The organism is Streptococcus sp. UBA4344, from assembly GCF_002393675.1.
Classification (GTDB): Bacteria; Bacillota; Bacilli; order Lactobacillales; family Streptococcaceae; genus Streptococcus; species Streptococcus vicugnae.
This window is the reverse complement of the sequence record NZ_DGTE01000041.1, coordinates 94,205-108,372: the sequence shown is the minus strand read 5'-3', so window position 1 is coordinate 108,372 and position 14,168 is coordinate 94,205. Positions and strand designations below refer to the sequence as shown.

Sequence of the window (14,168 nt, the reverse complement as noted above, 5' to 3'; positions counted from 1 at the left end):
TTATTCACCTACTTTTGATAATGCTTGGCTAATTTCATCATGATATGAAGAACCACATTCTGATTTTATGATTTCTTTATCAAATTGACCATCTTTTAAAACAACCACTCGGTTAGCATAAGAAGCTGATAAAACATCATGAGTAACCATTAAGATAGTGACATTAAATACTCGATTAATTTTACTCAATAACTTCATTGTATCTTCTGATGATTTTAAATCTAATGCTCCTGTCGGCTCATCAGCAAAGACGATATCCGGATTTTTTATAACTGCTCTAATAATACTTGCTCTCTGTTTCTGTCCCCCTGACAATTGATATGGATATTTTTCTAACTGGTCATATAAGTTTAACTCCATTGCATAGTCATCAATTCTACTGTCTATTTTTGCCCTATCAACATTTTGAAGAGATAAAGCAACTGCGATATTTTCTCTAATAGTTAAACTATCTAATAACATGTAATCTTGAAAAACAAACCCAACATTATTTTTTCTAAATTCAGTTGCCTCATTATCATTAAGGTGACTAATATTTTTACCACCACAAAAAATATCACCACTATCAATACTATCAATAGTTGAAGCAGCATTTAAAAATGTTGTTTTACCGCTTCCACTTCTCCCCATAATGGCTACAAAATCACCTTTTTCAACTGCTAAATTAATATGATCTAACGCATAGCGAGATTGACCAGTATATTTTTTACAAACATTTTTTAGTTCTAATTGTACCATGTTTATTCACTCCTTTTTTGGTATTTATTCATGTATGAATCGTACATTTGTCTATATGACATATTTTTGTTGTACAAATTATTATGATTTCCACAATCAACAATTTTTCCTGAATCCATCATAATAATCTTGTCAGCTTTTTCTATCGTATTAAGTCTGTGAGTTACTAGAATTCTTGTACATTTTAAAGACTCCACACTTTCCTGAACAATTCTTTCAGTCTTCACATCTAATGCTGAGGTGGGTTCATCTAAGACAAGTATTTTAGGTTTTGTGATTATTTCTCTTGCTAGAACAACCCTCTGCATTTGACCTCCAGATAGCGTTGGTAACTCTCTATTCATCGGAGTATTAAATTTCATAGGGAGTTTTTCTATATCATCATAAATAGATGTATCTTTACAAGCTCTAACTACATCTTCGTAATTAATATTCGATCTATCTAAAGTAACATTATAAAATAAACTTCCATCCAATATAAAAGGATTTTGAAATACAAATGAAGTAATATTCCTAAAGTCTTTTTTATTTATATCAGTATAACTAACATGGTTATAAAAAAGCTCACCAGTGGTTGGAGAAAGATAACCAGATAATACTTTGGCGAAAGTCGATTTTCCACTACCACTTTTTCCAATAATCGCTACAAATTCCCCAGGATTAATCGTAATTGAGACATTTTTCAAAACAAAATCACTATTTAATTCATATTTATAATTTACATTTTTAAGTTTTATTTTAATCTCCCCAAATTTAGATAACTTATAATCCCCACTTTCTTCTTCATCCAATGTAGTGATTTCAAGTGCTCTTATATAATGACGAATCCCATAAAGAATTTCATCAATAGATGTTAAGATACTATTAATTGGATTGACAAAATTTAAAACCATCATATATAATAAAATAATTTCACCACTACTACTTTGAGGGTAGTAATGCAAAAATAAAATTATACTAATTATTGGAGTTGAAAATGTAATAAGAAAATTTATAGCTGATAATAAATTAAAATACCTTGTTCTATCAAACGAAGCCTTATTATAATCTACTAAATCACTTTTCCATTTGTTGTAGATATTTGATTCTGAGTTTTTAGCTTTCAAAACAAACAAACTATCCAATAAAGAGAAAAAACTTTGCAATGATTTTTTCTGTTTTAAAATTTCTTTTCCCAATTTCTCCTGTTTACTTTCTAATAATTTAAAGAACTCTCCTAATTCAAATACAAGAATTATCAGTAGAACCAATCCAATTTGAATTGATTTAGATGAAACGTAGAATAGACTTAAAATCATCAAAGCAACATCCAACCAGATAGAAATTGTCTTTTCCGAAATCAATTCCTTTATTATTAAAATACTATTGTATCTATGGATAACATCACTCTTATCTAATTTAAAAACTTTTTCCAATGGAAGCCTTAATAATTTTTCTACAAAGATAATCGATACATCATTGTATATATTTGTTTTCAAAAATGCTAAAAATACATTTTTTATAAAAAGAACAAGACTTTGAAATGAAACAACTCCTACAACTAACATTAACAGTTTATTATAAGAAATATTCTGTAGAATTTCCAAATTATGATCAACTATTTTTCTTACACCAAAAGGAATTGAAATTGTTATGGCCTGAAATAATAATGTAAAAATGATTATCACTATTATTGATTTTTTATATTTCTTAACCATCTGTTTTAGACTATTGATTACTAAAACTTTTGAAATACTCCTATTACCATCTTCCTTTAGCGCAGGATTGTAGAAAAAAATTGTATAGTATTTTGGAGACATATTTTTAAATTCTTCTTCATTTAAAACATACTTTCCAATTGCAGGATCAACTATATAAAATTTTCCGCCTTTTATTCTTTCTAATATCACAAAATGTGAATTATTAACAAAAAACATAGCTGGTAAAGTTTGAGGTTGATTTTTAAATTTATAAGTTTTACAATCTACTCCATATCTTCTAGCAATCTCAGATATATTTTGTATGCTTAAACCATTTCTACCAATTTCAATTTCTTGCTTTAATTTAAAAATATTTTCCCTTATGCCATAATAATTTAAAATCATACATAAGCAACACAAACCACACTCAGTCATAGTCGTTTGTTCTATTAATGATATTCTTTTCATTATTTCAATTCCTTTGGAAATTCTAATAACAAAATAGATGGAATTTGATATCCAGAAGCACATCTTAACAACTGATATGACATTCCAATTTCTCCCAACATTAAGTTGAAAATTCTAATATTCTGAGGAACGCCACTTTTCCATCCGCTTTTTTTTGATTCATGAATCATATGTAGCACAAAACTTATTACTTCATTTTTTTCATTAGGTTGATTAGAAAGCATTAATAGTTCTAAATTTCCAAATTTTCCATGACAAAGACAATCTGAATCAATAGCTCCTTCCTCAACTACTGTTTTTTTAGCCATTTTATAATTATCACTAAACTCTTTCACCCCCAACATTTTAAATTCTTTATACCTTGTCATACCTATTCCAGCAGCTCCGTGACACCAATAAACTGGATTTGGAATTTTTAGTCGCTCTCTATGCTCCTTATTTCTAAAATCAATCCAATTGCCATTTAGAATTCTCGTATTTTCAAAATCAATTGCTGATAATGCAAATTTATAATAAGTACTATTTTGAGTAATGTTTCCTGATAATACTAGGGCATATGCAATTCCTGATTGTCCATGTGAAAAACCATTTAGAGTTTCTGAACTTATTTCATCACATTTCCAAACTATCCTACCTTTTTCAACATCTGCTTTCTGTATTAAATAATCAGAAATTTTTTCAATAAGATGATATATAAGACTACTTTTTTCAATATTATATATATTACACAAAACAACAAGTAAACCTGAAATTCCTGAGATATAATCTAAATTCTGAGTATCTAAAGATTTCCTCTCGAAACTATGAAGAATTTCAAAACATTTTACATAGTATTCTTTTTCCTTTAATACCAACCATAAATTAAAATATAAATATATTAGTCCTCCTTCTCCTAAGAATACAGACATATCATCACTTTCATATAAGGAATGCAAATTTTCTATTGTTTTAGTTATCTTTTTTAAAATTATATAGTAATGATGTTTTTCAGTTAATGAGTATGCATATAAATAGCATAATGCATTTCCAATTAAACCACTGTACAAAGTAATATCTTGAGGAGATATTACCCATTGTTCTGTCTCTGTAATATCAATATTTAGCCATGTAATTTCTGAATCTGTTGAATAACTATTCATCTCTGCTTCAGATAATATTGTCTCAGCACTTGAAAAAATTTGAGTTATATAATCATATCTGATAGGAGATGCTTGAAACTTCGTTGATTTTTGGCTTATTTTTTCCCAATGCTTATGGGGTTTACTTAATGCTATTTTTAATAAGAAAGCACTAAAATTCATGGCCTCTATTGTCATTTTTTCTAACTTTTCAGTTATATTTACCTCATCAGAAAAATAACCTAAGGGTTGTTTCTTTGAATTAAAAACAAGTCCAGTCATATCCGCAAAAAAGTATGGTATATCACCGTTCATTAAATCCGAAATTTCATTATCGATAATTTTTTTATCAATTTCATTTTGCGCCTCATACAATATATGAAATAGACGCTTTCTCTCTATTGTAGACACTAAATATTTAGGATTAGTTGATGCCTGAAGAAATTTACTATAATCAGAAGTATTTCTATACAACACTCTCGTTCGCATATCAGAATACTTAGACAGCATTGCTTTTATTTCATTTCTATTTATTATAAAGAACTTATAACATTTTTTAAAAGAATCTATTAAATTTGAAGAATAATCACGAGGATCTACTTCGATACCTCTAACACGTGGAATATTAAGAGAACTTTCTCTAAAGAAATCATCTTTAATCAATTTCATATCACCACGTCTCTGATTTAGCAATAAGTATCTTCCTTTTTTTCTAAATCCACTCTTCCCACAAATTCCAGAAACATTTGGTAAGGCTCTTTTTGAATACTGAACTGGAAATAAGCCACTCGATAAAACACTATCATTAATTTTTTCATAGATTCTTGAAGTAATATTATCTGAAATTTGTTCTTTCTTGTATAAGTTACGTTGAAAAATAGTTTCAATATCAATTAAGTAAACTTTATCACCTGTAACAATAATATTTTCCATATGTAAATCTGAAATTGATAATACATCTGCTAAACATGCCATAACTCCAAATTGTTCATAAATTTTTCCTAATTCATCTTTCCTAGAATCTCTACACAATATACCTTCAACCCAACTATAAGTACCTTTATCAAGTATATCGGGTAAAAAAAATGAACAGATTTTATTTTTTCTAAGAATATCTGTTATTTCTGATAGCAAATAGTAAGAAGAATAGCTTTTAGGTTTATAAAAGATATCTTTGTCACTAAATTTTATTTTTATTACTGATTCTTTTCCAGAGTGACTATCACCTTTTGCAAACTCAATCTTTTCTACATTCCCATCAATATTAAAATTTAATTTTATCTCATCTAAATCGTTTTTCAGACGGTCAATAAATACTAAAGCTGATTTTAAAAGTAAATCTATTTCAAGGTTTAATTGTTCAAATAAACAATTATGGCGCACAAAAAAATTCTCGATACCACTTTTTTGCTTTAGATAGGAAATATATTTCTTATATGCTTCTTCTTTATCAGAAAAATTCTTAGAAAAATAGTTTATGTCCAAAACAAGTGACTTGAGTGATAAATAAATAATAGTTTCAAATAGTTGATTCTTCAAGCCATCAACAAAAACATATTCCAGGTCAGTATTTTTCAGACTTTTAATCAAGTCACTCTCTAATATATTGTATTTCAATATTGAATTATAATACTCATAAAATGGATGAGATTCATACTCTTTTTTCATTTTTCAGCACCACTGTTATCAAAAAATCCTACTTAGAACACTCCAAGCAGGATACCAAGTTAAAATAAATTGAATGTCATAATTAACAACAAACAATTACTGAGTTAGGACAATCATCTGTGATTGTTCTTACCCAACCACCACCTTTTTTACCACCAGCAATTTCTTTGAGTTCCTTTTCAGAAACTTCTTCAATCACTTCTGAAACAAGTTCTTTCGAATTTTTCATGATAACAATAATTCCTTTCTAAAAATAATAAAGATTAATCCTTACACCTTTTAGGTTACATTATCTAAATTACTTTTTAATGAGTAAATAGTGCAACATTAAAAAATCCACCCATCTGAGATGAGTGGAAGCTCCTTATCTAGTTCCAGCGATTTGCCCCAAAATGTCACCGACATAATAAGCAAATAAAGCAGCGATTAAACCAATCAATAAGGTTCTAAAAATTTCTTTGAATTTGCTTTTCTTTGTTATCAAAGCTTTGACAAATCCAAGTAAGGTTAGCGCTAGCGATACTAAAATACAAGCCATCATAAAAGTATGGACTTTGAAAATGCTAAAAACATTAATCAAAAGATATGACAAAAGAGGAATCAAGCCAAAAAATATGAATGAAAGGAAAGTTGCACCTGCGTTCTTAACTGCTTTTCCTTTAACAACTGATTCTTCTGTCGTTGAACTTAGATAATCTCCAACTGCCATTGAAAAACCATCAGCTAAAAGATTTGAAAAGCCAAGAATTACAATCGGTGTGACTCCTAAATTACCACCGACCGCTCCAGCAACGACCGCAAATGTTGTAACAATACCATCCATACCGCCATAGACGATTGATTTCGCGTAATCTCCAATTTTTTCTTTCATCTTTTTTCATCACTTTCCATTAACTTTTTAAGCGTTTTCTTTACCATTTTCATTATATCACCTCTTTAGAATTGTTACAATTAAATTCAGACAAGATGACGGAAAAGATTTCTCGTGTTATAATGTAAAGTTGAGAATATATTTATTAAGGACATATTATGAATACCAACGATTTTGATTTTAATTTACCAGAGGAATTAATTGCTCAAACTCCTCTTGAAAAACGAGATAGTTCAAAACTTTTGGTCATTGACCATAACACACACGAAATGGTTGATGCTCACTTTGACCACATTTTAGATGAATTGAACCCTGGTGATGCACTTGTAATGAATAACACGCGTGTGCTTCCAGCTCGACTTTACGGTGAAAAACCAGACACACATGGTCACGTTGAACTGCTTCTTTTGAAAAATACTGAAGGCGATAAATGGGAAGTTCTTGCAAAACCTGCAAAACGCTTACGAGTCGGCGCTAAAGTGTCATTTGGTGATGGTCGATTGACAGCGACAGTTGTTGAAGAATTAGATCACGGTGGACGTATCGTCGAATTTGCGTATGATGGCATCTTCCTTGAAGTTTTGGAAAGTCTTGGCGAAATGCCATTGCCACCATACATCCACGAAAAATTGGATGATCCAGATCGTTACCAAACTGTCTACGCTAAAGAAAACGGCTCTGCTGCTGCTCCAACTGCTGGACTTCACTTCACCAAAGAATTGCTTGAAAAAATCGAAACAAAAGGTGTAAAACTTGTCTACGTAACACTTCACGTTGGACTTGGAACTTTCCGCCCAGTTTCTGTTGACAATGTTGAAGAACACGAAATGCACTCAGAATTCTACTGTTTGTCTGAAGAGGCCGCCCAAACCCTTCGTGACGTTAAAACTGCTGGTGGACGAGTCGTTGCTGTCGGAACTACATCAATTCGTACCCTTGAAACAATCGGATCAAAATTCAACGGCGAAATTAAAGCAGATAGCGGTTGGACAAATATCTTCATCAAACCAGGTTATGAGTTCAAAGTAGTTGATGCCTTTTCAACAAACTTCCACTTACCAAAATCAACACTTGTCATGCTTGTATCAGCTTTTGCAGGACGTGAATTCGTTCTAGAAGCTTACCAACATGCCATTGATGAACGTTATCGCTTCTTTAGCTTTGGCGATGCCATGTTCGTAAAATAAAAGATAAAAAGAACGGAAAAATTTCCGTTCCTTTTTTATTAATCAGCCATATTTGTGTAAACATCTTGAACGTCATCATCGTCTTCGAGTTTATCAACCAACGTTTCTAAAATCTCTGTTTGTTGGTCATCAAGACTAACATAATTTTGTGGAATCATGCTAAGTTGGGCTTGAGCGAATTCAAGATTTTGTGCTTGCAAAGCTTCTTTAACAGCTGGAAATTCTTTTGGTTCGGTAAAAATTTCAAAAGCGTCATCTGATGTTTTCAAGTCTTCGGCACCAGCATCCAAAATCAATTCAAACATAGCATCTTCATCCATATCCAAATTTTCACGGTCGATAACAATGTAACCTTTACGGTCAAACATGTAGGCAACAGAACCTGTTGAGCCCATATTACCACCATTACGAGTGAAAATGGTATGCATGTTAGCATCTGTACGTTTTTTGTTGTCAGTTAAAGTGTGAACTAGGATAGCTACCCCACCAGGTCCATAACCTTCATAAGTGATTTCATCGTAATTTGTTGTATCACCAACATCTGTTGCTTTCTTAATCGCACGATTGATGTTATCTTTTGGCATATTAGCCGCACGCGCTTTATCCAAAACCATACGAAGGCTAGCGTTCATTGATGGATCACCACCACCAGCTTTAGCAGCTACAAAAATTTCACGTGACAATTTATTGAAAATTGCTCCGCGTTTAGCATCTGCTTCACCTTTTTTGTTTTTAATTTTGCTCCATTTATTATGTCCTGACATGCAAAATTCCTCCCTATTCCCTGATATTATATCATATTTAAACATAAAAAGAGGATAGACATCCGCCTATCCTCTTAGATTAGAGAGTGCTATGATAATAAAAATTAATCAGCAAGTGCTGCTTGATACAATTCAGCAACTTTCGTCCAGTTGATAATATCAAAGAATGCTTTGATGTAATTTGGACGAACGTTACGATATTTGAGATAGTAAGCATGTTCCCAAACATCAAGAGCAAGAATTGGTTTCTTACCTTCTGAAAGTGGAGTATCTTGGTTAGCAGTTGAGGTTACTTCAAGTTTGCCATCTTTGTTAACGACAAGCCAAGCCCAACCTGAACCAAAGCGAGTTGTTGCTGCTTGCGTGAAAGCTGTTTTGAAATCTTCAAATGAGCCAAATGCTTCTTCAATTGCCGCAAGAACATCTGCAGTTGGTTCTTGTTTTTCAGGAGATAGCAATTCCCAGAAAAGTGCGTGATTCAAATGTCCACCACCATTGTTAATAACCGCTTGACGGATATCAGCTGGAATGCTATTAACATCTGACAATAATGCTTCCAAGTCTTCTCCGATTTCTGGATGTTTTTCAAGAGCAGCATTTGCATTTGCTACGTAAGTAGCGTGATGTTTGTCATGATGCAATGTCATTGTTTCTACATCAATGTATGGTTCAAGTGCATCATATGCATATGGTAATTCTGGTAAAATAATAGCCATGCTAGTTACCTTCTTTCTTTTCGTTATTTCTTATCATCATTCTATAAGAATTTAATCTAACTAGCAAATTATTTGACCGCTTTTTTTAAGTCCGATTCATGATGCTCATGAGCAATTTTTAAAATAGCCACATCAAACAAATAATCCTTATCATAAGTCCCAGTTTTAATAGCATAATCTGTCTCGATTAAAACAGCTAAGGCTTTCTTCAAGAAAGTCATTGATAACGTACGTGAATCACGCACAGCAAATTTGACTTGATAAGGATTAACACGTCGTCCAAGATATTCTGACAATGTTGCTACCATCTGCTGTTCATTTTTACCTTGGCTGGCTAAAATATTGACTTGCAAGAACATACGGAACTGTCCTAACATAATCGCAATCAGCTTAATCTCATCTTCACCCTGCAAACGCAAATCACGAATCAGCTCGCGCGCCTCATCGATTTTGCCATTCAAAACAAACTGCGTCAAATCGAAAATATTGTCCTGAAGCGTTTTAGGAATGGCTTGATTAATATCATCTGCCGTGATATGACCATCTTTTTTATAAGATTTCAAAAAAGCAATGTTTTTCAAAATCTCACTGAAATCATAATTAGATTTCAAAAGCAAAGCCTCAAAAACACCTGAATCAAAAACTAAGTTTTCCTGGTGAGCCAATTTTTGGAAATACGTTTTTAGCTCTGCTTCTTTTAATTCATTGGCTTCAAAAATCTGTGCATCACGTTTTAAAATTTTGACCAAACGACGTTTACCATCTAATTTCCCTGGCGCAAAAATAATCAAGCGCGTCGTATCGAGCGGATTTTCCAAATAAGCCTCAAAACGTTTGAGGGCCTTATCATCCAAATAAGATTTCTTAGCCGTCGTGATATCGAGCAGATTATCAAAAATCACCACTTTTTGATCTGCAAAAAACGGTAAGCTTTCAAGATCCATCTCAGCATCTTGGTAATCAACCTCAGCCATATCAAAATAAGAATAAGTCAAATCATCCTTATCATAGCCCACGCGCTCCATCATACGTTCTTTTAGCTGAGAAAATTGTCCCAAATCTTCGCCTGTCACTACCGTAATCAAACTAAGATTTTCTTTTCGTAATTTATCAATTTCTTCGATTGCAATCATAGAAATATTATAACAAAAACAGCCGTCAATCGACTACTGTTTTTATTTTGCTTTTAATTTAACTTCATCTCGCTGTCTCAAGTTTCCAGTGGTTCAATCCTCTAAAGCGAATAGCACCTTGTTCATCAGTACGGTAAATGGTTATGTTTTGTTCTTGAAAGCGTTCGAGTGTTTCTTGGTGAGGGTGTTTGTAGCGGTTATTTTGTCCAGCAGAAATCAAAGCTATTTGTGGAGAGGTGTAAGCTAGAAATACTGGACTTGATGAGCCTTTTGAACCATGATGCCCTGCTTTTAAGACGTCAACTGGCAGATTAGGATAAGTCGCTATCAACTTTTGCTCGCCTTCTTCTTCCAAATCTCCTGTAAACAAGAAATTCTTGCCCAAAAGATTGCCATAAAGCACTACCGAGTCATTATTACCACCATCACCAATCTGGCTCGGATAAAGCACTTGCAACCTGCTTCCCATAATGGGTAAAACATCACCAGCTGTTACCACGCGCGCCTTGGTTTTCATGGCTTGTAATTTCGCCACAAAATCTGGCTTTGTCAAACTTCCCTGACTAACCAGTATTTCACCAATTTTCACCTGCTTTGCCACCTCCAGCATATCTCCCATGTGGTCAGTATCCGTGTGCGTCAGAACTAACTGGTCAATTTTTCCAACGCCGCGACTGTTGAGATAAGGAATCAAGGTTCGCTCCGCATTGCTATCAGACTTGCGCTCCTGCCACGCGTTCTTCTCACTAAAACTCACCTTTCCGCCCACATCAATTAGCAGCGTATGCCCCTTAACATCACGCACAAAAATACTATCTCCCTGCCCAATATCAACCATCGTCACCTCGTTTTCTAGCGGATGCTTGATTTGAAAAAATAGCAGAGCAATTAAGCTAACTAGAAAAATCGCCAACTTTTTGTACTGGTAACAATCATATAAAACTCCTAAGATTAACACTAATAACAACAAGATAGCTAGACTCGGTTTTCCAAAAACAAGTGGAGAACCAACAAGAACCTTACTCATTTTAACTAACTTTTCCAAAAAGACAAACAAAGGATTGAGACAAGTTAATTTAAGAAAAGGTGAAATAAGGAAAGTGAAGCTCAACAAAGGGAGAATGACAACATCAAAAGCCAAGGAAAAGATTGCAGTTAAAAGAATTGACAAAGGTTGAAAAACTGAAAAAAAGTATACCAAAACAGGCAAGCTACCCAATGAAATGGCCAAACTCTCTACTACCACTTTTCGATAGTGACTAAAATCCTCAAAGTCAACAAAACTTAAAATAAAAGCATAAGTAAAAGAAAGAACACCTCCCGTCGTCAACAGAAAATTAGGCATGACAAGAAAAAGGCTAAGCAAAGTTAAAGCAAGATTATCCAAACGTTTTATCCCAAGATTTGCCAAAATAGATTGAATAAGACTTCTAATCACTGAAACAGAAAAGCCTGTCATACCCGCATAAACAAAGGAAAAGGGAATTTGTAGGATATCAACATAATCTCGTCGTAAACCAAAACGCAAAAAAACAAAGCGAAAAATACCCAAGAAAAATCCAACTTGCATCCCAGAAAGCGCAAAGAGGTGAATAATACCTAAGCTGGTATAAACATCACTCATTTCATCGAAAGATTTATCCAGGTAACCAAATAAAAGTCCTGTCATGTAATGTTGCATAGGAGCTGGAAATTGCTTTTGAACACTGGCAATAGCCTTTCGACGAAGGTCATGTAATCTATCCCAAATAGTCATCGTTTTAACCAGACTAAATTGGTCAATCGAAGACAAATGCCCCACACGATAAATACCTTCATGTTTCAAATAAGTTCGATAATCAAAGCCAGCAAAATTTCGCTGAGGCGTTGCTTCTTCCAATTCTACATCACCTGATAATATCACCGTTTGATTTAAGTCTTTAAAAAAATGCTGCTCCTTTTCTGACTTCAAGGTGTAAAAGACCTGATAAGTTTGACCTGCTTCTTTTCCTCGAAAAGATAATAAATCTCCGTTAACCGTAATGCTATCTGGAATCATCTGAATTTGTGAAAGAGTTTCTGATGCTGATTGGTAGTCTCTTTCAGTCTGATTAACTTTAACCAGAAAAAAAGCTGCAAAACAAGCTATAAGAAAACAGGTTTGAGTCAACTTTTTAAAGCCGTATTGTTTCCATAAGGCAGCTAAAACTAACACTAAAAAAAGTAAACACATCAAGACTTTTAAAAAGCATAAATAATATACTAAAAGGAGCAAAAAAGCCAATTGAATTGGCTTAATGGGAAGATACTTAATCAACAGTCACCTCAGCTTTTAGTTTTTCCAAAGTTTTCTCACCAATACCTGACACATTTTTCAAATCATCAATCGATGAAAAGCCACCGTTTGATTCACGGTAATCGATAATATCTTGGGCACGTTTGGCACCAATTCCTGAAATAGTTTGAAGCTGTTCTAACGTTGCTGTATTAAGATTAATCTGATCTGAGCTCGTATCTTGATCTATACCATTATTTGCTTGTGAAGGAGTCGTTACTTGTGCAACATTTTCACCAACTTTTGCAACATAGACAACCGCTTCATCAACTAATTTTTCAGCCAGATTTACTGATTTTTTATCCGCATCTTCTGTGAAACCACCTGCTTTTTTGACTAAATCGGTTACACGGCTACCGTTTGAAAGCTCATAAACACCTTCATTTTTTACCGCACCTTTAATGTCGACAAAAATCCTTCCAGATGCCACTTGTGAACTAGCAGCCTTTTCCTTTGAAAAACTTGCTGTAGTACTTGCTGAAAAAGTCGTGCTTAAAGCAGGCAATTCACTCTGTGCTTCTGCTTTAGGTCTTGTCACATTTGACCAAACAAAAAAGCCTAGCAACATGACAAACACTGTTCCTAAAACCGTAGCTAGTGTTTTATTTTCTAAAAGTCTTTCTTTTAGCTCTTCAATCATTTTACTTCCTCGCTTTTAGTATTTAAAAAGAGCTCATACGAGCCTTATATCTATTTATTCGAAAAAAAGCCCTGCTAAATGCCGAGCTTTTGATTATTATTTCATTTTACGGTGCTTATCTGGATCCCAAACAAAGCTTGCAATGTAACTAAAGAGTAATGTCAAAAGAACAACAATAATGGCTACTAAGCCAAGCGGAACACGATAAATATAAGTTAATGGATTTGGTTTTTTATCGATATGATAAGTCGCGTTTTCAGCATCCAAACGATCAAATTCAGTTTGAATACGGTTGGCAACTTCTTCAATACCTTCGTCATTCATACGTTTGATATCAGAAATGTCAATTGGATTACCAAAGTTCATATCAACACGTTCACCAGTCAAAAGACCTTTTAATTGCATTGGTCCAGCATAAACCACTGGCATGATTTTAACTTTAGCCATTTTAGCAATGACGGCTACCCCACCTTTAACGTCTGTTGAATGACGACTACCACTTGGAAACATAACAAGTGAGCGATTGCTTTTCTTCAACATATTAATTGGGTATTTGATAGCTTTTTGACCAGGATTTTCACGGTCAATTGGAAAGGCACCACACATGCGAATCCACCAACCAAAAATACGGTTTGTGAATAATTCCTTCTTAGCCATGAAAATGAATTGTTTTGGTCGAGCTGCGAAAGCCATATAAACAGGGTCCCACCACGTACGGTGAGGTGCAACCAAAATATAGTTTTCATCTTTACTCAAAATTTTGTCTTCATTGTGATAATGGGCATTACCGTTGATAATCCAAAGTAGGAAAACCACTAACCCGCGTAAATAAGTATAAAACACAGATTTACTCCTTTTTTTCTCATTACCTT

At 33.3% G+C, this 14,168-nt stretch carries 12 protein-coding genes; 1 reads left to right on the top strand and 11 read right to left on the bottom strand.

Going from position 1 to position 14,168, the window contains the following annotated elements:
• The 5 genes from B4D49_RS08295 to B4D49_RS08275 form a co-directional block, all read right to left on the bottom strand.
• A complete protein-coding gene (locus B4D49_RS08295) occupies positions 1-738 on the bottom strand; it encodes an ABC transporter ATP-binding protein (RefSeq protein WP_027967951.1) in 738 nt (245 codons plus the stop codon).
• Positions 739-740: 2 nt separating this feature from the next.
• Entirely contained in the window at positions 741-2,885 is a 2,145-nt protein-coding gene (locus B4D49_RS08290; protein ID WP_286784085.1) for a peptidase domain-containing ABC transporter, read from the bottom strand.
• Positions 2,885-5,671 (bottom strand): type 2 lanthipeptide synthetase LanM family protein, encoded by a 2,787-nt coding sequence (locus B4D49_RS08285; protein ID WP_286784084.1) that lies wholly within the window; start codon positions 5,669-5,671, stop codon positions 2,885-2,887. Before B4D49_RS08285 ends, B4D49_RS08290 begins: the two co-directional genes overlap by 1 nt.
• An 82-nt stretch (positions 5,672-5,753) precedes the next feature.
• A complete protein-coding gene (locus B4D49_RS08280) occupies positions 5,754-5,900 on the bottom strand; it encodes a type A2 lanthipeptide (RefSeq protein ID WP_029875984.1) in 147 nt (48 codons plus the stop codon).
• A 135-nt stretch (positions 5,901-6,035) separates the two neighbouring features.
• The gene (locus tag B4D49_RS08275; protein WP_199544377.1) at positions 6,036-6,542 is read right to left on the bottom strand and encodes a VIT1/CCC1 transporter family protein; all 507 of its coding nucleotides are present in this window, start codon (positions 6,540-6,542) and stop codon (positions 6,036-6,038) included.
• A 158-nt stretch (positions 6,543-6,700) separates the two neighbouring features.
• Here B4D49_RS08275 and queA point away from each other — a divergent pair, with 158 nt between their 5' ends.
• A complete protein-coding gene (gene queA / locus B4D49_RS08270; protein ID WP_286784083.1) occupies positions 6,701-7,729 on the top strand; it encodes a tRNA preQ1(34) S-adenosylmethionine ribosyltransferase-isomerase QueA in 1,029 nt (342 codons plus the stop codon).
• Between the two features lie 38 nt (positions 7,730-7,767).
• Here the strand turns inward: queA and B4D49_RS08265 are convergent, their stop codons facing one another.
• The 6 genes from B4D49_RS08265 to B4D49_RS08240 form a co-directional block, all read right to left on the bottom strand.
• Positions 7,768-8,493, bottom strand: coding sequence for a YebC/PmpR family DNA-binding transcriptional regulator (locus B4D49_RS08265; protein WP_132869300.1), 726 nt, complete (start codon positions 8,491-8,493; stop codon positions 7,768-7,770).
• A gap of 104 nt (positions 8,494-8,597) precedes the next feature.
• Positions 8,598-9,209: a superoxide dismutase SodA gene (sodA, locus tag B4D49_RS08260; RefSeq protein ID WP_286784082.1), complete on the bottom strand. Its 612-nt coding sequence runs from the start codon at positions 9,207-9,209 to the stop codon at positions 8,598-8,600.
• Positions 9,210-9,277: 68 nt separating this feature from the next.
• On the bottom strand, positions 9,278-10,342 hold the full coding sequence (gene holA / locus B4D49_RS08255; protein WP_286784081.1) for a DNA polymerase III subunit delta: 1,065 nt from the start codon (positions 10,340-10,342) through the stop codon (positions 9,278-9,280).
• 64 nt (positions 10,343-10,406) lie between these two features.
• The gene (locus B4D49_RS08250; RefSeq protein ID WP_132869303.1) at positions 10,407-12,638 is read right to left on the bottom strand and encodes a DNA internalization-related competence protein ComEC/Rec2; all 2,232 of its coding nucleotides are present in this window, start codon (positions 12,636-12,638) and stop codon (positions 10,407-10,409) included.
• Positions 12,631-13,296, bottom strand: a complete 666-nt coding sequence (locus B4D49_RS08245) for a helix-hairpin-helix domain-containing protein (RefSeq protein WP_132869304.1) — start codon at positions 13,294-13,296, stop codon at positions 12,631-12,633. Before B4D49_RS08245 ends, B4D49_RS08250 begins: the two co-directional genes overlap by 8 nt.
• 96 nt (positions 13,297-13,392) lie before the next feature.
• Positions 13,393-14,139 carry a lysophospholipid acyltransferase family protein gene (locus tag B4D49_RS08240; protein WP_132869305.1) on the bottom strand — a complete coding sequence of 249 codons (747 nt, stop codon included), beginning with the start codon at positions 14,137-14,139 and terminating at the stop codon, positions 13,393-13,395.
• Positions 14,140-14,168 lie beyond the last annotated feature (29 nt).